Annotated in this window: 23 protein-coding genes; 9 read left to right on the forward strand and 14 right to left on the reverse strand. The window is 58.1% G+C overall.

Features of this window, described 5'->3' with window-relative positions:
• Positions 1–12: 12 nt before the first annotated feature.
• Positions 13–1,284 (reverse strand): transcription termination factor Rho, encoded by a 1,272-nt coding sequence (gene rho / locus AC2FJ5_RS14660; protein WP_142637421.1) that lies wholly within the window; start codon positions 1,282–1,284, stop codon positions 13–15.
• Between the two features lie 124 nt (positions 1,285–1,408).
• Complete coding sequence (locus AC2FJ5_RS14665) at positions 1,409–1,858, reverse strand: CopD family protein (protein ID WP_142637422.1); 450 nt, start codon at positions 1,856–1,858, stop codon at positions 1,409–1,411.
• Positions 1,859–2,262: 404 nt separating this feature from the next.
• Here AC2FJ5_RS14665 and AC2FJ5_RS14670 point away from each other — a divergent pair, with 404 nt between their 5' ends.
• Genes AC2FJ5_RS14670 through dnaQ form a run of 4 tightly spaced genes read left to right on the forward strand, consistent with a single transcriptional unit; the run spans position 2,263 to position 4,997 of the window.
• Positions 2,263–2,862: a Maf family protein gene (locus tag AC2FJ5_RS14670; protein WP_142637605.1), complete on the forward strand. Its 600-nt coding sequence runs from the start codon at positions 2,263–2,265 to the stop codon at positions 2,860–2,862.
• Entirely contained in the window at positions 2,859–3,692 is an 834-nt protein-coding gene (locus AC2FJ5_RS14675) for a shikimate dehydrogenase (RefSeq protein ID WP_496692597.1), read from the forward strand. Before AC2FJ5_RS14670 ends, AC2FJ5_RS14675 begins: the two co-directional genes overlap by 4 nt.
• Positions 3,689–4,282, forward strand: a complete 594-nt coding sequence (gene coaE, locus AC2FJ5_RS14680) for a dephospho-CoA kinase (protein WP_496789894.1) — start codon at positions 3,689–3,691, stop codon at positions 4,280–4,282. Before AC2FJ5_RS14675 ends, coaE begins: the two co-directional genes overlap by 4 nt.
• Positions 4,275–4,997: a DNA polymerase III subunit epsilon gene (gene dnaQ / locus AC2FJ5_RS14685; protein ID WP_496752281.1), complete on the forward strand. Its 723-nt coding sequence runs from the start codon at positions 4,275–4,277 to the stop codon at positions 4,995–4,997. Before coaE ends, dnaQ begins: the two co-directional genes overlap by 8 nt.
• A 26-nt stretch (positions 4,998–5,023) precedes the next feature.
• On the opposite strand, the gene secB is transcribed toward dnaQ, so the two are convergent.
• Both secB and AC2FJ5_RS14695 read right to left on the reverse strand, forming a co-directional pair.
• Positions 5,024–5,521, reverse strand: coding sequence for a protein-export chaperone SecB (gene secB / locus AC2FJ5_RS14690; protein WP_142637430.1), 498 nt, complete (start codon positions 5,519–5,521; stop codon positions 5,024–5,026).
• Between the two features lie 54 nt (positions 5,522–5,575).
• On the reverse strand, positions 5,576–6,076 hold the full coding sequence (locus tag AC2FJ5_RS14695) for an FxsA family protein (RefSeq protein ID WP_496793797.1): 501 nt from the start codon (positions 6,074–6,076) through the stop codon (positions 5,576–5,578).
• Positions 6,077–6,184: 108 nt separating this feature from the next.
• Here AC2FJ5_RS14695 and AC2FJ5_RS14700 point away from each other — a divergent pair, with 108 nt between their 5' ends.
• From AC2FJ5_RS14700 to AC2FJ5_RS14710, 3 genes are read left to right on the forward strand one after another with little or no spacing between them, the layout of a single operon-like run.
• Positions 6,185–6,844 carry a Tim44/TimA family putative adaptor protein gene (locus AC2FJ5_RS14700; protein ID WP_142637434.1) on the forward strand — a complete coding sequence of 220 codons (660 nt, stop codon included), beginning with the start codon at positions 6,185–6,187 and terminating at the stop codon, positions 6,842–6,844.
• On the forward strand, positions 6,841–7,875 hold the full coding sequence (mltA, locus tag AC2FJ5_RS14705) for a murein transglycosylase A (RefSeq protein WP_496694370.1): 1,035 nt from the start codon (positions 6,841–6,843) through the stop codon (positions 7,873–7,875). Before AC2FJ5_RS14700 ends, mltA begins: the two co-directional genes overlap by 4 nt.
• Positions 7,875–8,462, forward strand: a complete 588-nt coding sequence (locus tag AC2FJ5_RS14710) for a Smr/MutS family protein (protein ID WP_496793798.1) — start codon at positions 7,875–7,877, stop codon at positions 8,460–8,462. The genes mltA and AC2FJ5_RS14710 overlap by 1 nt, the downstream gene beginning before the upstream one ends.
• Here AC2FJ5_RS14710 and AC2FJ5_RS14715 read toward each other — a convergent pair.
• The 3 genes from AC2FJ5_RS14715 to hslU all read right to left on the reverse strand — a co-directional run bounded on the left by AC2FJ5_RS14715 (position 8,459) and on the right by hslU (position 12,176).
• Positions 8,459–9,676 (reverse strand): MFS transporter, encoded by a 1,218-nt coding sequence (locus AC2FJ5_RS14715; RefSeq protein WP_496793799.1) that lies wholly within the window; start codon positions 9,674–9,676, stop codon positions 8,459–8,461. The two genes, AC2FJ5_RS14710 and AC2FJ5_RS14715, sit on opposite strands and share 4 nt — an antisense overlap.
• Positions 9,676–10,770 (reverse strand): alpha/beta hydrolase, encoded by a 1,095-nt coding sequence (locus tag AC2FJ5_RS14720; protein ID WP_496793801.1) that lies wholly within the window; start codon positions 10,768–10,770, stop codon positions 9,676–9,678. The genes AC2FJ5_RS14715 and AC2FJ5_RS14720 overlap by 1 nt, the downstream gene beginning before the upstream one ends.
• Before the next feature lie 98 nt (positions 10,771–10,868).
• A complete protein-coding gene (hslU, locus tag AC2FJ5_RS14725) occupies positions 10,869–12,176 on the reverse strand; it encodes an ATP-dependent protease ATPase subunit HslU (protein ID WP_142637444.1) in 1,308 nt (435 codons plus the stop codon).
• A 180-nt stretch (positions 12,177–12,356) separates the two neighbouring features.
• On the opposite strand from hslU, the gene AC2FJ5_RS14730 reads away from it, so the two are divergent.
• Positions 12,357–13,598: an MFS transporter gene (locus AC2FJ5_RS14730; protein WP_496793802.1), complete on the forward strand. Its 1,242-nt coding sequence runs from the start codon at positions 12,357–12,359 to the stop codon at positions 13,596–13,598.
• A 494-nt stretch (positions 13,599–14,092) separates the two neighbouring features.
• Here the strand turns inward: AC2FJ5_RS14730 and hslV are convergent, their stop codons facing one another.
• Positions 14,093–14,650, reverse strand: coding sequence for an ATP-dependent protease subunit HslV (gene hslV / locus AC2FJ5_RS14735; RefSeq protein WP_496698671.1), 558 nt, complete (start codon positions 14,648–14,650; stop codon positions 14,093–14,095).
• Between the two features lie 198 nt (positions 14,651–14,848).
• On the opposite strand from hslV, the gene AC2FJ5_RS14740 reads away from it, so the two are divergent.
• Positions 14,849–15,043 (forward strand): DUF1127 domain-containing protein, encoded by a 195-nt coding sequence (locus tag AC2FJ5_RS14740; protein WP_142637449.1) that lies wholly within the window; start codon positions 14,849–14,851, stop codon positions 15,041–15,043.
• Positions 15,044–15,209: 166 nt separating this feature from the next.
• On the opposite strand, the gene trxA is transcribed toward AC2FJ5_RS14740, so the two are convergent.
• The 6 genes from trxA to tsaE are packed head-to-tail and all read right to left on the reverse strand — an operon-like array spanning position 15,210 to position 24,024.
• Positions 15,210–15,530, reverse strand: coding sequence for a thioredoxin (gene trxA / locus AC2FJ5_RS14745; protein WP_271950641.1), 321 nt, complete (start codon positions 15,528–15,530; stop codon positions 15,210–15,212).
• Positions 15,531–15,590: 60 nt separating this feature from the next.
• On the reverse strand, positions 15,591–18,950 hold the full coding sequence (gene addA / locus AC2FJ5_RS14750) for a double-strand break repair helicase AddA (RefSeq protein WP_496793803.1): 3,360 nt from the start codon (positions 18,948–18,950) through the stop codon (positions 15,591–15,593).
• Positions 18,947–21,874: a double-strand break repair protein AddB gene (gene addB / locus AC2FJ5_RS14755; protein WP_496793819.1), complete on the reverse strand. Its 2,928-nt coding sequence runs from the start codon at positions 21,872–21,874 to the stop codon at positions 18,947–18,949. The genes addA and addB overlap by 4 nt, the downstream gene beginning before the upstream one ends.
• On the reverse strand, positions 21,867–22,553 hold the full coding sequence (locus AC2FJ5_RS14760) for a nucleotidyltransferase family protein (RefSeq protein WP_496793805.1): 687 nt from the start codon (positions 22,551–22,553) through the stop codon (positions 21,867–21,869). Before AC2FJ5_RS14760 ends, addB begins: the two co-directional genes overlap by 8 nt.
• Entirely contained in the window at positions 22,550–23,554 is a 1,005-nt protein-coding gene (locus tag AC2FJ5_RS14765; protein WP_496793806.1) for an aminoglycoside phosphotransferase family protein, read from the reverse strand. Before AC2FJ5_RS14765 ends, AC2FJ5_RS14760 begins: the two co-directional genes overlap by 4 nt.
• A complete protein-coding gene (tsaE, locus tag AC2FJ5_RS14770; RefSeq protein WP_496690190.1) occupies positions 23,551–24,024 on the reverse strand; it encodes a tRNA (adenosine(37)-N6)-threonylcarbamoyltransferase complex ATPase subunit type 1 TsaE in 474 nt (157 codons plus the stop codon). The genes AC2FJ5_RS14765 and tsaE overlap by 4 nt, the downstream gene beginning before the upstream one ends.
• Between the last annotated feature and the right edge of the window lie 40 nt (positions 24,025–24,064).

Consider the following 24,064-nt stretch of genomic DNA (forward strand, 5'->3'; position numbering starts at 1 on the left):
CCGGGACCTGTGTCAGGTGTTCATCGAATCGAAGAACTCGCCATTTGTCTTGGTCTGTTTCAACTTGGACAACAGGAACTCGATCGCGTCGGTGGTGCCCATCGGGTTGAGGATGCGGCGCAGAACGAAGGTTTTCGCCAAATCGCCTTTGTCGACCAGCAGGTCCTCTTTCCTTGTGCCAGATTTGAGGATGTCGATGGCCGGGAACACACGCTTATCTGCGATCTTACGATCCAGAACGATTTCCGAGTTACCAGTGCCTTTGAATTCTTCGAAGATGACTTCGTCCATCCGGCTGCCGGTATCAATCAGCGCAGTGGCGATGATGGTCAGCGAGCCGCCTTCTTCGATATTCCGTGCCGCACCAAAGAACCGCTTAGGCCGTTGCAGAGCGTTTGCATCTACACCGCCGGTCAGAACCTTACCCGAGGATGGAACCACGGTATTAAATGCCCTACCAAGTCTTGTGATCGAGTCGAGAAGAATAACAACATCTCGTTTATGTTCGACCAAACGCTTGGCTTTTTCGATAACCATCTCAGATACGGCAACGTGGCGGGTGGCGGGTTCATCAAAGGTCGACGACACGACCTCGCCCTTCACCGAACGCTGCATGTCAGTCACCTCTTCCGGCCGCTCGTCGATCAGTAGGACGATCAGATAGCACTCAGGGTGGTTCTTTTCGATCGAGTTCGCAATATTCTGCAGGATCACCGTCTTACCGGTCCGTGGCGGTGCCACAATCAACGACCGCTGACCTTTACCGATCGGCGAAACCAGATCGATGACACGGGCGGACTTGTCCTTGATGGTTGGATCTTCGACTTCCATCTTCAGGCGCTCATCCGGATAAAGCGGTGTCAGGTTGTCGAAAGCAACTTTATGCCTGGCTTTCTCGGGATCTTCGAAATTGATCTTGGTGACCTTGATCAGTGCGAAATACCGTTCGTTCTCGTCCGGCGCCTTGATATCACCTTCGACCGTATCACCGGTGCGCAACGAATGCTGGCGGATCATTTCTGGCGAGACATAGATATCATCAGGACCGGGCAAATAGTTCGCCTCGGGCGAACGCAGGAACCCGAACCCATCTTGCAGAACCTCAAGTACGCCATCGCCGCCCACGGTCCAGCCTTCATCTGCGCGTTCGCGCAGAATCTGGAACATCATCTCGCCTTTTCGCATGGTCGAGGCGTTTTCGATCTCAAGCTCTTCGGCCATCGCCAGAAGGTCTTTGGGGCTTTTGGCTTTCAGATCGGCCAGATTGAGGGATTCATTAGACATGATGATAAGAACCTTGGCCGCATGGATGCGGCTCGGACTGGAATTTCAATACGGAAGATACGCCGCCCGGACGGGCGTGTTACGCGATAAATAAGCACTTACCTACAAAGAGTCAAATAGCTGCTCAGAACTTCAGAACGACCGCCAGAACGATGATAACCATCAAAATAGTGGGCACCTCGTTCATCATGCGATACTGCCGCCCAGTGAGCGTATTTCGGCCCTCTAAAAAGTCCTTTCGACGTACCATCAGCCAGTAGTGGAACCAAGTCATCGCAATCACTGCTGCGCCTTTGACCCAGGGCCAGGCAAAATCCCAGCCGACTATGCCTGGTGTGAATACCATGATCAGGCCGCAGGCCCAGGCCACGTACATCGCCGGGCGCATGATCACCCGCAGCAGCTTTTCTTCCATTTCAAAGAAGATCTCCTGCGCCCCGTCAACGCCTTGGGCTTTTTCTACGTGATAGACGTACAATCTAGGCAGATAGAACAAACCGGCCATCCAAGAGATCACGGCCATGATGTGCAGGGACTTCACCCAGGGATAGATGGTGAAAAGAAGATCAGTCATTCCAGCTCCGGGCGTGGTTTGGATCTCTCCCTATAAAAAAAATAGGAAAAGAGAAAGGATGATGGTTTTGTAGGGAGATTAAATTCCGTGGATTACTTATTTACCCATCTGTTTTCCCCAGGTGGATAGTTTCACCCGAGAACTGGGTGTTTCTGTTGATTTCATAAAAAACTACAATAAAACAATATGTTATGAATATGTAATGCGTAGACTTCCGGGGATAACTTGATGAATAAGCTGGGATATCCCGCTTGTCCCGATGTTCAAAGTTATCCTTGTCCAGACTGGACAGGGTTCGGGCGACTCATAGAAGTTTTTCGCGAAAACACCGGGCTTGCGTGTCAACAGGAAAACCATACAAACCATCCTTGAACGATCAACCATTTGCTCAGGGGGTTTTCCACATTTCTGTCCCCATCATATTGGCCTCGGGGTCATCCATTCGTGCGCAGTTGCTAGAGAATGCGGGCGTGCGGTTTACCGTTCAAACTGCACGCGTGGACGAAGAGACCGCCAAACGGGCTTTGCTGGCCGAAGAGGCATCTCCACGTGATATTGCCGATACTCTGGCAGAGATGAAAGCCCGCAAGGTCAGCGACAAGGTGCCGGGGCCGATGGTTCTGGGATGTGATCAGGTGCTGGATTTCGAAGGTCAGCTTTTGTCCAAACCGCAATCGCCCGAGGATGCGCTGGCGCAGCTCAAAGCGATGCGGGGCAAGCGGCATATGCTGTTATCCGCAGCCGTCATCTATCAGAATGGCGAGCCGATCTGGCGACATGTAGGTCAGGTGCGCCTGCGGATGAGGATGAGTTCGGACGCCTATCTACGCGACTATGTTGCGCGCAACTGGGACAGCATCCGCCACGCAGTCGGGGCCTATAAGCTTGAGGAAGAAGGCGTGCGGCTGTTCGCAACCATTGACGGTGACTATTTTAACGTTTTGGGTATGCCCCTATTGGAGCTGTTGAATTTTCTGGCGGTCAAAGGGGTGATTGATCAATGAGTGGCAAGCAGATCCCGCTGGCGGGTGTGATCGGGCATCCGATTTCCCATTCGAAATCCCCAATACTGCATGGCCATTGGCTGAAAACTTATGGCCTGGCCGGTCACTATATCCCCATGGATGTCGCACCGGATGATCTTGAGGCTGTTCTACGAACTTTGCCCAAAGCCGGATTTGTCGGGGCCAACATCACAGTGCCCCATAAAGAGGTGGCCTTGGATCTGGCGGATACGGCTTCGGACCGGGCCAAGCAGATCGGGGCTGCTAATACGCTTGTGTTTCAGCCCGACGGTTCGATCCATGCGGATAACACCGATGGGTACGGGTTCATGCAGAACCTGCGCAGCGGCGCCCCAGATTGGATTCCAGCGGATGGTCCCGCGGTTGTCTTTGGTGCCGGAGGCGCCGCGCGTGCTGTTCTTCAAGCGTTGGTCGATGCAGGTGTGCCCGAGATTTTCTTGACCAATCGGACGCGCACACGTGCAGATCGCCTGAAGGAAGAGTTTGGTACGACCATAACGGTGGTGGATTGGTTGAAAGCGGGCAACGTGGTTGAAGATGCGGAACTTGTGGTCAACACAAGTTCGCTTGGGATGCACGGCCAGCCCGAGCTGCGGGTGCCTCTGGACGGGTTACAGCCCGGTGCCATAGTCACCGATCTGGTCTATGCGCCACTTAAGACACGCTTGCTGGAAACAGCAGAACAGGCGGGATGCACACCCGTAGATGGCCTTGGCATGTTGTTGCATCAGGCCGTACCTGGGTTTGAAAGCTGGTTTGGGGTGCGCCCTGAAGTCACTTCTGATTTGCGTGCTGCGGTGCTGGGATGAGCTTTGCACTTGGCCTGACCGGTTCTATCGGCATGGGAAAAAGCACAACTGCCAGCATGTTCGTCGACGAAGGCTGTGCGTTGTGGGACGCAGATGCCGCCGTGCATCGGCTATACGCGCGTGGCGGGACAGCGATCAAGCCGATGCGTAGGGCGTTTCCTGAGGCCATTATCGACGGCGCGGTTAGCCGGGAAGTATTGAAACGGCTCATTTCAGCAGACCCGGCAGCGCTGAAAGCGATTGAGGCCGTTGTTCACCCGCTGGTGGCGGCGGATCGAGCGGCGTTCCGGGAACAAGCCACCGCAGATATTCTGGTTTTCGATATTCCCCTGCTATTTGAAACCGATGGAGATGCGGCGATGGATGCGGTCGCCTGTGTCTCGGTCCCGGCTGACGAGCAGAAACGCCGCGTGATGGCGCGCGGTACCATGACCGAGGCGCAGTTCGAGCAGATCAAAGCCAAGCAGATGCCGAATGACGAAAAATGCGCGCGGTCTGATTTTGTGATCGTCACGGACAGTCTGGACCACGCCCGCGCGCAAGTGCAGGATGTGGTTAGACAGATACGGGCAGGGCTGACAGATGCGTGAGATCGTACTCGATACAGAAACCACAGGCTTTGATCCTGAAAGCGGCGACCGGATTGTGGAAATCGGTGCGGTTGAGCTTTGGAATCACGTCGCCACGGGCGAAACCTATCACGTCTATATCAACCCCCAACGGTTCATGCCCGAAGAGGCGTTTGGCGTGCATGGCATTGGCCCGGACTTGCTGGAACCGCCCCGCCCGGTGGAAAAAGGTCAGGTCACGCTGAAGGACAAGCCGGTTTTTGCCAAGGTTGGTCAGGGGTTTCGGGATTTTGTCGCTGACTCGAAACTGGTGATCCACAATGCGTCATTCGACATGAAGTTTCTGAATGCCGAGCTGGGCTGGATGGGACTGCCGCCGATCCCGATGGATCAGGCACTGGACACGCTGGCGATTGCGCGCAAACGGTTTCCGGGCTCGCCCGCCTCGCTGGATGCATTGTGCCGGCGGTTCAACATAGACAACTCGAACCGGGTCTTGCACGGGGCGTTGCTTGACTCTGAAATTCTGGCTGAGGTCTATCTTGAGCTGATCGGCGGACGTCAGCCAGATTTCGGGCTTTCGACCTCTGTGTCGTCTTCCGCTGGCGGAGCAGAAGAGTGGCGGCCATCGCCGCGCAAAGATGCCTTGCCGTCCCGGATCACCCAAGACGAGCGCGCGGCGCATGAGAAATTTATTGATAAACTGGGCGAAAACGCCCTTTGGTCCCGCGCCTGAGGTCACTCCGGCGCGGGGAGGCCTGATTAGGCCTGAGTCTTTTGCGTCTCGGCCTGGCGACGCATCAATTCATTCCGGTACAGGCTGACAAAATCAATATTGTCCAGGTTAACCGGCGGATACCCACCGTCGCGCGTGATGTCGCTGACGATGCGGCGCAGGAACGGGAACAGCATGCGCGGGCATTCGATCATCAGGAACGGATGCAGCTGGTCTTCGGCGACACCCTCCACATGGAACAGGCCGCAATAATCCAGCTCGCACAGGAACAGGATGTCTTCCATGCCCTTGGCTTTGGATTTGAGGTTCAGCTTGATCGACACCTCGTATTGATGCTCAGCCGGGCGCTTTTTGGCGTCCAGATTGACCTGAACCGCGATCTCGGGCTGGACATCGCCAGACACGCCTTTTTGCGCCATCACGTTTTCAAAGGACATATCGCGAATGAATTGTCCCAGAACGCGCATCTGGATCTGGGGTGCGGTCTGGGCCGCGGTGTTTTCTTGGGCGCCGTCTTCGGCCATGGGTCTACTCCGAAACTGAAATTCGCCACTGCTTAGCAAGTTGGGCGAGGCACCTCAATGCTGGTGCGGCCCTTCGACCCATTTCGATGGCTTTGACGGGTTCTGACGGGGGCGAACCTCGGTGTATTCACCGTCGATCACATCGCCCTGGGTCGATGCTTGGGGCTCGGTCCTGAACTGCGTCCCGCCGCCCATCTGAAACTGCGTGATTGTGACCTTCGAGCGGAGATAACGGAATACAGAGACCCGGACGCCAGGGATTAACAGCGCAAATCCAACGGCATCGGTGAAAAACCCCGGTGTCAGCAGCAAGACACCAGACAGCAAGATCATCGCGCCATGGGCCAAAGGTTCGGTCGGGTCGTCAAGCTCTGCAAAGGATCGTTGCAGGTTTTCCAACGCCATGCGACCTTGTGTCCGCACCAAGGCGGTACCCAGAACGGCCGTTAGAACCACGACCGCAAGGGTTGGCCACAGTCCGATTAGCCCACCAACCTGAATGAACAGGCCGATTTCGATGATCGGAACAAGTAAAAAAGCCAGGAACAGGTACATTTGCATTATCCTTTACTGCAGGTCGGGCGGTAGACTTGTCCCGAACTGTCACCTACATAGTGGCAAGAGGCCGTGTATACAAAGTCGCGGTCTGACCAAGAGGATGAAATGAACGAACCAATGATCCAGTTGCTGGTCCTGGCCGGAATTGCCGTTTTCCTGATCCTGCGCCTGAAAAGCGTACTGGGTACACGTGAGGGTTTTGAGAAACCCCCGCTTCAACAACAGTCCGAAGCCAATAAGTCGCGCCGTGATTTTGAGGTGATTGAGGGCGGGCCAGATCACGACATTACCGATCACGTGCCCGAGGACAGCGAACAGGCGCAGACCCTATCCGCTATGAAACGGATCGAGCCGGGCTTTTCGGTGGGTGAATTTGTTCAGGGCTCTCGCGGCGCTTATGAGATGATCGTCATGGGGTTCGAAAAGGGCAATCTGGATGAAATCCAGCCCTTCCTGTCGGAAGAGGTATTTGAAACCTTTGTTTCGGTCGTTGCCGCGCGCGAGGATCAGGGGCTGACCATCGAGGCCGAATTTATCGGTGTGCGCGAAACCACACTGGCAGATGTGAGCTTTGACAAGGATACCAACCAGGCCGAAATCACCATGAAATTTGTTGGTGAGCTGACTTCGGCCGTGCGGGATCGTGGTGGCGATATCATCGAGGGCAACCCAAACACGGTTAAACGTCAAAAGGACAGCTGGACCTTTGCCCGCGTTATGGGCTCGGACGATCCGAACTGGCTGCTTGTTGCCACGGACGCATGATTGCAGCGTTTCGGTCGCTTTTCCTGGTGGCTGTCATGACCACCTCTGCCAGCGCCGAGGTGACACGATCCATACTGTCGTATGATGACCTGAATGGTTGGGCCGCCGATGATCACGGGGCGGCCCTTTCGGTTTTTCTGAACACGTGCGGTGATCTGGATGATCCGGACTGGCAGGCATTGTGTGGCGTGGCACGCACCTATAAGCCCGATGCGGCCCGGTCATTTTTTGAGCTGTTCTTCCGTCCCGTACTGGTCGAAGACGGGAAGGATGGCCTGTTCACAGGCTATTTTGAACCCGAACTGGACGGGTCCAAAACCAGATCGGAGCGGTATAAATACCCGATCTATAAAATGCCTCCTGAGGCGCGCGGAGCCGAAAAATGGTTATCCCGTCGCGATCTGCTGACCGGTGATGTCATGCAGGGCCGCGGTCTTGAAATCGCCTGGGTGGACGACCCAGTCGAGCTGTTCTTTCTGCAGATTCAGGGCTCAGGCCGTATCCGGTTGCCCGATGGGAGGGCGCTGCGGGTCGGTTATGGGGGCGCCAATGGGCATCCTTATCGTTCGATCGGGTCCGAACTGATCCGGCGCGGTGCCCTGGGTGCGCATCAGGTCAGTGCGCAGATGATCAAATCCTGGGTCCGCAAGAACCCCGAGGCGGGTACCGAATTGCTGTTTCACAACCCGTCTTATGTGTTCTTCCGCGAGGTGAATCGTGTTGCACCCGAATTTGGCCCTCTGGGTGCGATGAACCGTTCGGTTACAACCATGCGCAGCATTGCCGCCGATCCGGCATACACACCGCTGGGTGCTCCAGTCTGGGTCGAAAAGGACGGCAAGGACCCTTTGCGCAGGCTGATGATCGCTCAGGATACCGGGTCGGCCATCAAGGGCGCACAACGGGCTGATATTTTCTTTGGAACCGGCGATGCCGCAGGGGCCGCAGCGGGGCGCCTGAAAGATCCGGGTCGCATGGTGGTTCTGCTGCCGATTCAGCGCGCATATGCTCTTTTACCGGACGAGTTCTGATGTCGCGCCGCAAATTGACCCCTGACGAAATGGATCTGTGGCGCAAGGTGACCAAACAGGCAGATCGCCTGCATCCCGAACTCCCGCAGTCGGTGCACCCCACCTCATTGCCCAAGCCGAAACCGACAAAGACATTTAAGCCCCGGATCGAGGCGTTTGAAGTCGGGCAGAACGCGGCTGGCAGGGGTGTGCGGCATGTGTTGAAACCATCCGTTACCGAAGGGTTACGCGCCAACCCGGTGCAAATGGACAGCAAGGCTTTTGCCCGGATGAAACGTGGCAAGCTCCGGCCCGAGGGCAAGTTGGACCTGCATGGCTTGCGGATGGACACGGCCTATCCGGCGCTGGTGCGCTTTGTGCTGGCGGCGCAGGCTTCGGGCAAGCGTCTGGTTCTGGTGGTGACGGGAAAGGGCAAGGACCGGGATGAGCCCGGCCCCATCCCCACTCCGCGCGGCGTCTTGCGTAATCAGGTACCGCAATGGCTGTCACTGCCGCCCTTGGCACAGGCTGTGATGCAGGTGACGCCCGCGCATATCAGCCATGGTGGCGACGGGGCCTATTACGTCTATCTGCGTCGCAGTCGCTAAAGCGTGCGTGCGGCGCGGCTGATGCCAATCCAGGTCAGCAGACAAACCAGCAGGAAGAATACTCCGATCCACAGGAACTGCGTGTCCAGCGGAACCCCCTGATCAATCAACACGCCGGTCAGTCCGGGGCCAATCGCCGACCCAAGGACCATGACCGCAGTGGCCATGGCCTTGATCGCGCCAATATGACGGGTTCCATAGAATTCCGCCCAGAACGCACTGGGCAAGGTGCTGTTTGCGCCGACGGTAAGCCCCAGAAAGACCAATGCAGCAACCGCACCCCCAATCGAGGTGCTTGCAGACGCCAACATGAAGCCGATAGCTATTGGCACCTGATAAAAGGGCATCATCCGGGCGGTTCCCCATTTATCCAGCGCCCATCCCGCGACAAACATCGAGATCAGGGAAACACCTGTGTAGACGGGAAACAGCGCCACCAACTCGATATGTTGCCAGCCTTTGACCTCGGCCAGATGGACCTGATGAAAGAAGAAGGCGGTGATAAAGGCAGAAGGACCCAGCAAGGCGGGGGCCATGAACCAGAACAACGGGTTCAGCAAAGCGTCGGTGCGTGTCCAGTGCCGCCCCTGCATACCTGATGCCGAATACTCGCTGGCCAGACTTTGCGGTGTGCGCTCTTGCCGAAGCAAGCGCAGCAGAATCGGAATGCCGGCCACACAAATACCTGCCGAGATGATCCAGAGCAGGCGCCAATCCAAAATCACCATCGCAGCGACAAAGATTACCGGCAAAAGCGCTTCGCCAACCGCAAATCCGACCGAGGCGATCGACAAGGCCTTGCCGCGCGTTGTGGTAAACCAACGCGCCATCGCGACCAAGGCAAGATGGGTGCTCATCCCCTGCCCGAACAGGCGCAACAGGAAGATCACCAGCGGTAGCAGGATCAGCCAGCGGTTCAACGCCATCGCTAGCGCCGCCACGGCTAGCCCAGCCAGGACAGCGGGGCCGAGCACACGCACCCGGAAGATATCCGTAAGCCCGCCCGCCCAGATCATGATGATGGCAGATGCGGTCGTACCCAGCGAATAGATCCCACCCCAAGCCCCATGACTCAACCCGAACGTCGCACGAATTTCGCCGGAAAAGATCGAGATGAAGAACGTTTGCCCAAAACAGGACAGAAAGGTCAGCAGAACTCCGGCGCCAAGCCATGAGGCATTTGCTTTCAGATAATGCCTCAGGTGAAAGGACATTACGGAGAGCTGACCTTGGCCTGCCCGGTCTCGGTCAGCTCAATCTCTGTCGCCCCGGTCGGGTTGCGGACCTCGGCGGGGGCGATCACGTCAATCCCGCGTTGCCTGCCAAAGGTAGTGCTGACCCGGCGGGCGGAATTGATAATCGCCAAAAGCGCCGGAGAGGTTGCAGCCACGAAATGAGACGACCCGGCATCGCTGTTGAAGGCGGTCGTATCCAGAATACTGATCTTATATTCGGACAGCGCATCGGCCGAGCTGATATTTCCCAGACGTTCGCTTTTGGCGGTACCGCGCAGGCGTGCGGATATACTCAGCAGCCTGTCTTTGCGTGAGATCATCACAATGAACGGGTCAGGCAGCGTTTTGATGCTGTCCATCTGCGACCGGAACAGATCGACATCCAGATCCGGTGCGATCAGAACAACCCCTTCGATATTCCGATGCGACCAGCCCGGTTCGCGCAGCTCGGCCTGCCGCATCATCTCCATCGTCAGGGCGGTGCCCATGGAATGCGCCACAAGGATAACCCGATCGACCCCCATTGATTTCAGCTGGCGAACAGTTTGTTCCAGACCATCACGGGCGAACAGCATGCTGTCGATGTCATAGGCATAGCCATAACCCGTTGCCTGGCTTGGCCAGGAATAGACCATGGTTTCACCCGGTATTTCCAGATCATGTTCCAACTGCGCGGCGCGGAACACTGTTTCCGACTGGGTCGTGTTATAGCCGTGGATAAAGATCGAAACCTCGTCCACACCTCTTAGTCGCGAGGCAAGGCCCTGGGGTCCGGCAAGCTCGTCTTCATCAGCCATCACGAACTGATTTTCCGGGTCCGGGTCGGCATAGGAAAAATCCAATGTCCCGGGTGTGTGATTGGGTGGAATCGAGACCGTCATCTCGAGAAACTGCAACTGATCGCTGCGGCGGTACCCATAGGATCCGTCCGCTTCGCGCGCGCGGGTGGTTGCTGCGTAAATGGTTTTGGGCGTGCCAATGTCCAGTGCCGAGGGCACGGTTTGAGATACGGTCCGGTCGACACATGCGGCAAGCGTTGCCGCAGTCAGGACAAAAATAATATAGCGCAGCACCTGTCGCCCCCTAAGGAATTTGCGCACACGCTACTCTATTCTGATCCCAGGTCCAGCGGGGTCAATGACACGGACCGGCAAAAAACCGGCTGGGGATATTACAGAACGTAACGGCTGAGGTCTGTAGACTTTGTCAGCTCACCCAGATTGTCGTCAACGAACTGTGCATTCACGGTGATTTCCAAACCGGCCTGATCGGGGGCTGTGAAAGACAATTCCTCGAATACGCGCTCCATCACGGTGTAAAGCCGACGTGCGCCGATATTCTCGACGCTTTGGTTCACATCCGCTGCGATTTTCGCCAGGGCTGCAATGCCGTCCTCGGTAAAGCTGACCGTGACATCCTCGGTGCCCATCAAGGCAGTGTACTGGCGGGTCAGCGCGTTGTCTGTCTCGGTCAGGATGCGGACGAAATCCTCTTCGGTCAGTGCGCGCAGCTCGACACGGATCGGCAGGCGACCCTGTAGTTCCGGCAACAGGTCGGACGGTTTGGCAATATGAAACGCGCCTGAGGCAATGAAAAGAATGTGGTCGGTTTTGACCGGCCCATGCTTGGTGGAGACGGTTGTGCCTTCGATCAGAGGCAACAGGTCACGCTGCACCCCCTCTCGGCTGACATCACCGCCGCGTGCGTCCGAACGGGCGCAAACCTTGTCGATCTCGTCCAGAAACACGATGCCGTTCTGTTCAACCGATTCCAGCGCCGCGCGGTTTACGGTTTCGTCATCCAACAGTTTGTCGGCCTCTTCCCCGATCAGCATGTCATAGCTTTCGGCGACGGTCAGGCGTTTCTTGACGGTGCGCCCGCCAAAGGCCTTGCCGAAAATATCGCCCAAATTCATCATCCCCATCTGACTGCCGGGTTGGCCAGGGATATCGAACATCGGCATCTGGCTTGAGGTATCCGTCAGTTCCAGCTCGATCACTGTGTCGTCCAGCTCTCCGGATTTGAGCTTTTTGCGGAACATCTCGCGGGTGCCCTCACGTGCGTCTTCCCCGGCAATGGCAGTAATCACCCGGTCTTCGGCGGCCTGATGGGCCTTGGCTTTGACGTCCTCACGCATGAATTCACGGGTCTGCAGGATCGCGGCATCGGCCAGATCACGCACGATTTGTTCCACATCGCGGCCAACATATCCAACCTCGGTGAATTTGGTGGCCTCGACCTTGATGAAGGGTGCGCGGGCCAACTTGGCCAAACGCCGGCTGATCTCAGTCTTGCCAACGCCGGTGGGGCCGATCATCAGGATATTCTTGGGATAAACCTCATCCCGGATGTCATCAGCCAGTTGCTTGCGCCGCCAGCGATTACGCAGCGCCACGGCGACCGCGCGCTTGGCATCCTTCTGCCCGATGATAAAGCGATCCAGTTCCGAGACAATCTCGCGCGGGGTCAGGTCGGTCACGGGGGCAGTCCTTTCGGTCGGCATAAGTTGGCTGCGGTCTAGGTAATCACCGCAACGGCGAAAACAACAGCGGCAGCGTTGGTTAGCAATGCCCCACCCGGTTTGCAAATGCTTTCCATAGGTAAAGCGCCCGGCCTCTGGTACAGTGGCTTCAAAGCGTTGAGGGCCTAGAGCGCGGAAATGACCAAGATTGCCAAGATCACCCTGCTGTTTGTCGTGTTTGTCGACCTGATCGGGCAAGGGTTGGTCTTTCCGATCATCAACTCACTGATCATGGAGACGAAATCGGGGTTCCTGCCTGAAAACACGGCCATGGGCACCCGGCATTTCTACTACGGCTTGGTGATTGGCTGTTTCTTTCTGTCCTGGTTTCTAGGCGTGGTCTATGTCTCTAAGGTTTCAGATTCCATTGGTCGCAAGAACGCGCTGTTAGTGTGTCTGGGAGGGGCATTGATAGGTTATGCGCTGACCATCGCTGCGCTGTATCTCAACAGCCTGCTGCTGTTGATTGTCGGCCGGTCGATCACGGGGTTTACGGCTGGCAACCAGCCTATCGCGCAGGCGGCAATGATTGACGGCAGCACCGATGCCGCCGACCGCGACCGCAACATGGGCTATATCGTGACAGGTGTCAGTTTTGGCCTGGTTGGCGGTCCCATTATTGGCGCGGTCCTGTCGGACTCGGCCCTGCTGGGCAGCGCGGCGACGCTGAAAACGCCATTCTACGGCGCCTTTGTTCTGGTGTTGATCGCCATTTTCCTTGTCGCCGCGTATTTCAAGGATACCCGGACCGAGCGTGAGTCCTTTGTCTTTCGCCCCCGCGATATCACCGACAGCCTGATAGCGGTGCGCGAACATCCGATGGTTCTGAAAATCATGCCGGTCTATGGCCTGTTCATGATCGCCAATGTGACCTTCTATGTGTTTGTCGACAACTTCCTGACCAGCGCATTTGGATACGGGGTCATCGGCGGCAGCATGGCCATGGTCGTCATCGGGGTTGCGCTGGCCTTTTCCAGCACCTTCCTGGTCAAACCTGCGCAGGAACGGTTCAGCAAACACCAGATCATCTATGTCTCACTGGTTGTGATGGTGATCAGCGGCCTAGGTTTCGCCTTCAGCCCCAGCGGTGTGCTGAGCTATGTCCCGGTCTTTTTCTTCTATTTCTTCTTTGGCGTCTCATACCCGACACTGCTGGGCCTGTTTTCCTCCAGTGTCAGCGACACCGATCAAGGCTGGGTCATGGGGGTGACCACGGCCGTCTTCTGTTTGGCCGGGGGCGTCATGTCCCTGATCGGCGGCGGGTTGATGAGTATCGACATCCGCCTGCCCTATTACATCGTGATCGTCGCGGCGATACTGGGGCTGATCGGCATGCATCGGCGCTGGAAATCCAAGGAAATCTCGGCTCTATTGGCTTAGACGGATATTGTCCACGATTGAGAGCAGGGAAGATGAAGGTAATCCAATCCCTCAGGATTACGGGCGCGGCACTATTGATTGGGCTGTTGGCCACGGGCCCATTGCCTGCGCAGCAGGTGGCGCCGCCGCCGCCGTTTCTGGCAGATTCCTCTGATCTAGGCGGTCACGTTGTCAACAAGCGGGCAGCACACGAAAGTTCGAGTACAGTTTTGGGGCCGAGGAAACCGCCTGGTTCCCAATCCGGCCAATTTATGGGGCGCAAGTTTGATCCACTTGAGTCTGTTGGCCCAAATCTTGGAGCGCGATCTGGGCAAATCATGGGTCGCAGTTTTTACCCACTTGAGTCTGTTGGTCCAAATCTCGGCGCGCGGTCTGGGCAATTCATGGGTCGGCCAGGGTCTTCTCGGCAGATAAACCTGCCGGGTCCGAATATTGGCGCCCGGTCGGGAACGATTCTGGGGCCAAAACTGCCGTCGAAAAGGTAAGCAGCCGGATTAGCCGCCGATCTTCTCAACCGTGAGATTGCCATTGGTATAGACGCAGATATCGGCGGCGATGGCCATGGCTTCGCGGGCGACTTGTTCCGCCGGTTTGTCGCCATCCATCATCGCGCGCGCCGCCGCCAGGGCAAAATTGCCACCCGATCCGATGGCAGCCACGTTGTGTTCCGGCTCCAGCACATCCCCTGCCCCGGTGATCACCAGCAGATCCTTGCCATCAGTGACGATCAACATCGCCTCAAGCTTTTGCAGGTATTTGTCGGTGCGCCAGTCCTTGGCCAGCTCGACCGAAGCGCGGGCCAGTTGGCCGGGCGTGGCCTCAAGCTTGGTTTCCAGACGTTCCAGCAGGGTAAAGGCATCGGCGGTTGATCCGGCGAAGCCTGCGACAACCTCGAACCCGCCGGGTGACAGGCGGCGTACCTTGCGCGCGGTCCCTTTGATCACGGTCTGGCCCAAGCTGACTTGCCCGTCTCCGGCAATGACCACCTGCCCGCCTTTTTTGACGCCAATAATGGTTGTGCCGTGCCAACCGGGAAAGTCGCTGTCTGCCATGGGGGCCTCCGTTTTCGCCTGCTGTTCTATATGGGCCGGTCTCATCCGCAGCGCAACAGTTCACAACTTGCTTATAAGATATGCAAAAAACGCAAATCGGGGCTGTAAAACCAGCAATTGTGGGACTCAGTTGAAAATCCTACATGAGGCTCACAACCGACAACGGGTCGGCTGTTTCTGTTTATAAGGAATGCGCAAATGGCAACTACCGCAAATATCCATGCGCCGCTCGGAGCAGCTACCATCCTGCATGTAGTGGACGCGTTTTTTGGCGCTTTTGAAAAAGCCGCCGATTGGAATGAATCCCGCAAAACCCGCAATGCCCTGTCGGCTCTCAGTGATGAACAGCTGGACGATATCGGCCTGTGCCGCGCGGATATCACCACCCTCTGATCCACGAGAATTCGTGAATTCAAGATAAGCCGCCCGGGTCTGGGCGGCTTTTTCTTTTTCTGCGCAGCTTTTTCCAGTCAGACAATTCAGGCGGAAGCGCTTTGCCCCAGATACGAAAAAAGGCGCCCCGAATAAGGCGCCTTCAAACGTTGTTTCCCGAACCGGATCAGAGCGCTTCTTCGATCCAGCTTTGCAGCGCGGCTTTCGGCGCGGCGCCTGCGCGGTTCGAAACGACCTGACCATCCTTGAAGATGAACAGCGCCGGGATGCCACGTACGCCCATGGCGGCGGCAGAGTTCGGGTTGCTGTCTACATCGACTTTGGCGATCTTGACCTTGTCGCCATATTCAGCCGCCAACTCTTCCAGAGCGGGTCCGATCTGTTTACAGGGGCCACACCATTCGGCCCAGAAATCGACAACTACGGGGATGTCGGAATTCTTGACTTCGGCGTCAAAAGTATCGTCGGTAACAGCTACGGTCGACATATTCTGTCTCCTGAATGGGGAATGCTTGGTCACTGAAACTAGGTGTCGGGTATGCCAAGGTCAAGGCGTCAGCGCACGGGTTAGCGCAGCTTTCACCAGATCGTGTGGCAGCCACATCAGCTGGGCTGTTCGGGTCCACAGAATTGCAGTTCTGACTTCGCGGTCCGGATAGATCTGCGACAATGAATCAGCATAGGCACCCATCTGTCGCAGCAGTCCTTCGGGGCAGGTTGCTGCATTGTCTGGAACTGTCATATTAGATTTAAAATCAATTACTTGGACGTCCGTTTCAGTGACGATCAGCCGGTCAATGACACCATGGATACGCCGCCCGCCCAGATCGGCCGTTACCGGGACTTCGGCCAAGATATCGGGGGCGAACACTGCCTTCAGGTGATCCGCCGTCAACACATTTTGCGCCTCGGCCAGCAATCCTTGCCGCTCGGCCTCACGCATATCGGGAAGAACCCGTGCGCAAAGCTGCGGCCAGTTCTCAGGAAGGACCCGCGGCAAATGCTCCAGCAGCAGGTGCAGGCGGGTGCCGCGCAGCTTGGCGGCCTCTTCATCCAGGCCCATGTCCCCGGGCAAGGCCTTGGCCCCGCCCAGATCAGACGGGCTGAGGGTTTCCGGCGCCGCATCAACCGCGGGGGCGGAATTCAGGAAGGTCGGCGGCAATTCGCTGTGGGCATGAACGGCGCCTGTGTGTTCGATAAATTCCGGATCATGCCAATCTCCGTGCGACAAGCGCAGGATCTCACTGTTGGGCAGAGCTGTTGCCCCTGCCCGCGCCATAGCCGCCTGCACCAGTTGATACCAACTGGTTCCGTCCTTGCCGACATCCCCTGCCGCACCAACGATTAGCCACTTCTCTGCACGGGTCAACGCCACGTATAACAGGCGCAACCGCTCATTCTCTTCCCGTTCGCGCGCCTCGGCTCGCGCCTGCGCGATCAGCGCCGGGGACGCGTCTGCCGGTACTTTCCATAGTGGCTTAGCATCCGTCACCATGATCTCGGCATCGCGCGGGGCTTGCCGTCTGCCGGTATCCGGCAGGATCACGATGGGGGCTTCCAACCCTTTCGATCCGTGCACGGTCATCACGCGGATCATGTTGCCGACACCGCTCATCTGCCGTTTGATCTCCAGATCGTCCGTCTGCATCCAGACTAAAAAACCTGTCAGGCTTGGAATGTCGGTGCGTTCATAGGCCAGCGCCTGTGACAACAGCGCGTTGATGCCGTCTTCGGCCTCGGGGCCCAGCCGACCCAACAACAGGCGTCTCCCGTGATGACGGGTCAGAATCCGCTCGATCAGGTCATAGGGGCGCAGAAAGTCGATTTGGCTGCGTAGGTCATTCAGAATGGCCAGCGTCTCGGGAAACTCCTCGGCCCGATTTCGCAGCGCTGCCCAAAGGAATTGCTCTTGTCGCCGATGTGCCAGATCAAAAAGCCGCTGTTCGGACCAGCCAAATAGAGGCGATTTCAGTACCGTGGCCAGCGACAAGCTGTCCTCGGGCGTGGCCAAAAAGCTCAGCAGAGCCGCCAGGTCCTTGACCGCAAGCTCGGCTCCGACCTTCAACCGGTCAGCCCCTGCAATCGGCAGTTCGGCAGCCTTGCAGGCGCGGATGATCTCAGCAAACAGGTCCGAGCGGCGCTGGACGAGGATCAGAAAATCCCCCGGCTGTACCTTTCGCCGGACGAAACTGCCCGGTACCTCGCCATCTTCGGGGATGGTTTCCCCCTGTTCGATCATATCCCTGATCGACTGTGCAACCTGCTCGGCCAGAACAACGGTATGGTGGCGCGCTCCAGGGCGGTCCACCGGGTCGGTCCATTCGGTATCTTCCTCGTCTTTGACTTTTTCGACCACCGGCCATAGGTCGACGCGCCCTGGCAGATCGGACTTGAAGGCGCGGTGCTGGCTTTCTTTGTGAAACCCGGCCTCGGCATGGTTTTCGAACAGAATATCGACCAGAGACAGAATGGCGCTGGAGGAGCGGAACGAGTACTCCAGCGTAGAATCCCACAGTTTAGAGCCTGATTCTTCCAGTTTCCGCCCAAATTCGGCCTGCATCCTGTCAAAGGCCTGAGGGTCGGCCCCCTGGAAGGAATAGATCGATTGTTTCTTGTCACCCACCACGAAAATAGTGCGCTCAATCCCGGACCGGGCCCCCTCCCCGCTGGTGAATTCCTGCGCCAACTTTTCGACGACGTCCCATTGGTCCGGGCTGGTATCCTGGGCCTCATCCACAAGGATATGGTCAATCCCGCCGTCCAGCCGGTACAATACCCAAGACGCTACCGCCGGGTCGTTTAGTACGTTTCGGGCGCGCAGGATCAGGTCGTCAAAGTCCAGCCAGCCGCGCAGTTGCTTGCGCCGCTCATATTCCGGCAGAAAGGCCATTGCGAACCGGTGAAGTGCCAGCGTTTTGCGGGCTGCAACCAGTGCAAGCCGCTGTTCACGCGCGGCTTCAATGCGCAACATCAACGCATATAGCTGTGGCATCTGACCCGCCAGAACACCTTCGCGCAGGGGTTTGGTCGGGAAAGCGTTAATCTTGGCGGTAAACGGGTCCTTGGCCGCCTTTCCGGTCAGAAATACATCTTCAAGCACCGGCAGCGCACTGATATCGGCGCGGGTGAAGGCCGCAAGCCTGGTGGCTGCCTTGGCGTTATTCCCACCGCTTTCGGTCAGTGCGGGCAGGACGCTGCGAATAAGGTCGACCTCGCCCCCCAAAAACGCCTGACCCAGCAAGAGCTCTTCGTCAAAGCCGGCGGGCAGATTGAATTGCTGCAAAACCTGCGTCCAATCGACGGCCTGCGCAAACAGATTGCGCTTTTGCGTGATGGCGGCGGTCAGTTTGTCGAACCCTGTGTCAGTCACAAAACGGGCGACATCCCCGATCAGATTGGCCATCGGCCCTTGGGCAAAATCCTCGACGATTTCTTCGCGCAGCAAGGCGGCGGCGCGATCCTCCATCTCGGTGAATTGCGGGCTGACCCCGGCCTCAAGCGGGAAACGGCGCAGTAGCGAGGCACAGAAAGAATGGATGGTCTGAATTTTCAACCCGCCGGGCGCTTCGATCGCACGGGCAAACAATGTGCGGGCCTGCGCCAGGCGGCCCGGGTCAATCGCACCCTGAACGCCGAGATCGGTCAGCTGCGCCAAAAGCGGAGCATCCCCCAGCATGGCCCACTCACCGAGGCGTTTGAACAACCGGTTTTGCATCTCGCTGGCGGCGGCCTTGGTGTAGGTCAGGCACAGGATGTGTTGCGGCTGCACCCCGTCCAGCAACAGCCGCGCCACCCGGTCGGTCAGAACCCGCGTTTTGCCAGATCCTGCATTGGCCGCCAGCCAGGTCGAGGCATCGGGTCGTGCGGCCTGCACCTGTCGTTCGGTTGCGTCGTTGCGGGCGCTCATTTCAGGTCCTCGGGGGCGCTGTTGCTGGTTCGGTCCCACTCACCGAAACGTGCCAGATGGTCATAGTCCCCGATATCGGTATCCTTGTGCAGCATGCGGCGCGAGGTGAAGCCTTGATCAGGCTCTAAATAAGAGGAAACCAGCTGTTTCAGCTCGGCCAGGACCTTGTCGACCGGCTCTTTGGTCAGAGGCGCGGGCACCTCTTTATAGCTGCCGCCCATGCCGATAAAAATTGCTTCGGCCACAGGCAGCGGGTCAAACCCTTCGATCCCGCCCTGCTCGGCCATTGCGGCTTCGATCAGCAACTGTTTGTCAAACTTGGCCTGCTGACTTTCGGTCGGAGGCGCACCGGTTTTATAATCGAGAAGCCGCAACGCGCCACGACTGTTGAGGTCAATGCGGTCGGCGCGCCCGACTATGGTGAAATCCAGCGGACTGAGCGCCAGTTTCATCGCGGCCTCAAAAGCCACAGGCCCACCATCGCTGCGCCTGGTGGTCTCGGCCCGCAGGAAATCATCCGCAATCCGTTCCAGCCGCGCGAGCCATGATTTGCGCGCTGTGGGCCATGGGACATGCTGGACCAACAGGCTTTCGGCGCGTTTCAGGAAGCTTTCGCGTGTCAGCAAGGCCGTGTCCAACACGCTGTCCTTCACGAACTGCTCCAAAATCTCATGGATTACAATCCCGCGCAGCAGCGCATCCGGGGCCTGAACCAAAGGGTCCAGAGGTTTCAACCGCAGCACATGTTTGGCGTAGATCGCATAAGGATCACGGATCAGGCGCTTGATCTCAGTGACGCTCAGGCGGCGCGGGCGCGACCCGACCGGAGGGCGCGGAGATGGGCGCGGTGCCGCCTTGATTTCTGGAGCGTATTCTAGTTGTTCGGACCACCCCAGATATTGCCGCCCTCGGCCGCGCATTTCTGCAAGGGCGGTTTGGCCACCCTGTTCTGCCAGGCCACTCAACAGGTTGGTTAACCGATTCAACCAGCGGGAAGGAACGGTTTCGGCATCGTCGGACCGGGTCGACCGGGTCAGCCAGACCTCGGGCGCGCCGATAGCCTGCTGGAAGTCATGTGCCGACAAGCCAATGCGCCGCTCTGGCAGCAACAGCCCGGCCTTATCGCGCATCTGCCTGTTCAACCAGGGATCGGGCGCGGGCGCCTCGGGCCAACTGCCCTCGTTCAAACCGCCAAGGATTAGCAAATCGGCGCCCTGCACCCGGGCCTCGAGCGTGCCCCAGATCATGATCCGGGGGTGTGGCGCGTCGCGGTCGCGGACTTCTTCTCCGGCCAGCAAAGCACCCAGCAGATCGGCAAAGTCATGGGCGGTCATAGTGCCGCCATGCTGAGCCTCATTTCGCAGCTCGGTCACAACCGCCAGGGCCTTTTGACCGGCGTTCTTGTCCCATAGGGTGCCGGAATCGCCGGTGTTGCCCGCGGAAATGGCCTGAGCCAACCCGCAGAGGCGATCAACCCAATCCGCCAGTGGCAACTCATCAGCGATTTGCTGGTCGCAGAAATGCTGCACCAACCACTGGACCCAGCCTTCGGGCACCTCTTTGCGGATGGCAAATGCCGTCAGGCTGGCGGCATCCGGGAATGGTGGCCCGTGGCGGCGCAGGTCCAGTTCCAGATCGCGGGTGTGCAACAGATGAGAGCCACGCTCGCCCCCGTCATGGCAGAGCGGATGTTTCAGCAGGGTCAACAGCGCTTCGCCGTCCAATCGGCGCGCGAACAGGGCCGCGACATGGCGCAGGAACCGTCCGGGCGGGGACAGCTGCAGCGGCAGGCCAGCACTGTCATCGGGCAGGATGTTCCACCGATCCAGCGCAGCGCTGACCTGACGGGTCAGCATGCGGTCGGGGGTGATCAGAGCGGCGGTCTGGCCGGTTTCAGCCGCCTCTCGCAAGCGGAGTGCTATGGCCAGGGCCTCGGCCCGGGGGGACTGCGCCTCGACCAGGGTCAGGTCCTTGGTTGCACCATGCAGATCGGTCAGTTGTGGACCTTCGGACATCCATGCATCCGTGATCGGGGCAGGGCGTAACGCAAGCGATATCAGTTTGTTACGGGCGGGTGAGGGTGGATTGTCCTGGGTCCAGGCTGTGATTTGATCCGGGTTCTGCCCAAGCTGGTTCATCAGCTTCCGGAACCGGTATTGCGGGTGATCCTCAGAGGTTAACGCCGCATCCAGCTGAGCCCAAACCTGATCGGGCTGGTCAAAGTCAAAACCCGGCAGGATCAATGCGCCCTGCGGCAGGCAGGCAACGGCTTGCATCAGCATCAGTGTCGTTCCCCGTGACCCCGTCGAGCCGGCAAGAATGACCGGGTGCTGAGGTGGATCCACTCGCCAATGTTTGATTAGGTTCTCGACCACGCGGCGCTGCCGGGCCTGCGTGTCCAGGATGTCGTCTTCTGAGTCGATGAACTGATCCGCAATCCCGATAAACGCCTGCGCGCGGGCCCAATGCCCGGACATGTCGGTGACATCCAGCCGCCGGATCGCTTCGGGTGAAACGCCTTCGCCCTGCATCTCATCTATCAATGCGGCCAGACTGTCTGACAGGTCAAACAAAGACGAGCGCGCCGCCAGATCCGGTTGTTGATCCAGCAGCTTCGAGACAAGCTGCGTCAATTCCAGCCGCCGTCGCAGGGGCGGGATTGCGGGTGGTATCTGCGCCAGATTCACGCTTTCACCCAGATCAGTCACCAGTGATAGGCGCGGCAACAAACAGGCAGGGCCCTGGTCGAACAGCTCACGCACCCTGCGAGCCATACGCCGCGTGTTAACAACCAGCTCCACTCGGGCCAAAGCCTCGGGCGGAAGAGCGGCACAGCGATTTCTCAACCCCCGGACCAGCGTCTTTGGAAAATCCACACCCGGAGGTACGGCAAAGACGCGGGGCAGGGGTGAGGGGTCAAACATCCGCCAACAGACCTTCAGCAAGGGCGATCCCTTCCGGATGGCCAACATCGCACCAGCGGCCGGGATAGGTCAGGGCAAACAGCCGGTCTTTCTTTTGCATCCGATCCCAAAGCAGGTTCAGCGAAAACACCTTGTCTGGAATTTCGACCAGCCCTTCCGTCTTCATGATCTGCACGCCTCCGTAGATCAATCCGGGGCCGCGGGTAATCCGGCCCGCTTCATCAGCAGTAAAGTCTCCGGCGCCGGCATGACCAATCGCCTGCGCGGTCGGGATGCACATTAGCAATGCGTCCATCAAATCAGGGTTCCAGGCGGCGCGCAGTATTGTCAGCGGGTTCGGGCCGGACCAAATGGCATCTGAATTCAACGTGAACACTGAATCAGACCCTAATAAGGGCAAAGCTGCCCGTAATCCGCCCCCAGTATCCAGAATGTCGGGCTTTTCGTGTGAAACAAGTACGCCTTTCGGTGCCAAATGCGCCTCAAGCTGATCCGGCAGATAGTGCAGGTTGGCCACTTTGCGAACCGGCCCAAGCGCGTCAACCAGATCCAGCGTATGGTCGATCAGCGGGCGCCCGGCTACCTCGATCAGCGGCTTGGGGCGGTTCAGGGTCAGGGTGCCCATGCGGGTGCCGAACCCGGCTGCGAACAGCATGACGGCATTGGGGGGCTGGGTCATCTCTTTCTGAGCCTGTTCAGGTTTTCGGGTGTCGGCGCGGGTAGAGCCGCGCGCAGCAGGTCGGCAACATTCACCAGCGCCGGGTGATCCAGATCCCGCATCAGATGGCCCCACGCAGCGGGGATCAAATCGACATAATGGGGTTTGCCATACTCGATCGCAAGCCGGGTAAACACACCAAGAATCCGCAGATTTCGCTGGGCACCCAGCACGGCATAGGCACTGCGGAAATCATGATCGTTGACGCCCGTAGCCGAGATATAGTGGCTGACCATCCGCATTTCCGTACCCGGCGTCACTTTGCGGCGCACATCCTGGAGCAAAGACACCAGATCATAGGCAGGATGGCCCAGCATGGCGGTCTGAAAATCCAGCAATCCAACGCGCTCAACCCCTTGGCGGTCAGGGAGCCAGATCAGGTTTTCCGCGTGGTAATCCCTTTGGACAACAACTTTGGTGCCGGATGTTTCTTGATGCAGGATATCAGCAAATCGGTGTTCGAACCGATCCTGCGCATCCTGGTCATAATCGTCAAGAACCCCTTGGGCGTATTTGGTGAAGGATAAGGCCGCCAGTTCGGTCATCAGTGCCGGGCCGTAAGATTGCAGCGACAGGGTCGGGGCCTCGTGCAACGTGATCAGGACATCTGTTGCGGCCTCGTATAATTCCTGCTCCATATCGGGATGTTTGACCAGAACCCGCGCGAACAGGTCATCGCCAAGGTCTTCCAAAAGAAGAAACCCATATTGCGTGTCTTCGGCGTAGATCTGTGGGGCGCTTAGCCCGATAGATTGTAAATGCCGGGCCATCCGTACGAAGGCTTCGACCGGTTCCGCCTGGCCCGGGGGCGAATCCATCAGAACAGCTGATTTGCCCGTGACCGGGTCGGTCAGGCGCTCGTACCGGCGGTTCGAGGCATCCCCCGCCAAAGGCTCTCGGCGGGCCTTGGACCACGGCGTGTGTGAAATCAGAGCTTCGGCAAGGACGGCGCGGTTTGTCATTCGCTGACCTCCAGTTTTTGAGCCCATTTTTCGTCGGTCCATGTGAGGGTGATGTGGCGCATATCCAGCATGTCCGGGTCTGTTTCAAATGTCATCGTCAGGGCAGAACCGGGTGTCAGCGGGCCCAGTTTCTCGGGCCACTCAATCAGGCAGATCGCTTGCTCCATCGCTTCGGCCAGCCCAAGCTCTTCGACTTCCTCCACCGCGCTCAGCCGGTATAGATCGCAGTGCCAAATCTCACCTTTACGGGTGTCATAGACCTGAACCAGCGTGAATGTGGGCGAGGGCACATCCTCGGGCCGGGTCATCAGCGATTGGATCAGACTGCGCGCGAAATGGGTCTTACCGGTTCCGATCTCACCCTGCAGCAGCAGGATGTCGCCCGGATGCAGAATCGCGCCCAGCCGACTGGCAAAATTTGTCGTATCTTCGGGCGAATTCAGGGTGATCCTGAGGGGTGGTAACGTCATGGCGCCACAATGGCCCCACGCTGGATTGGCTGCAACCCGG

The sequence above is a fragment of the Ruegeria sp. CDSA221 genome, assembly GCF_059611825.1.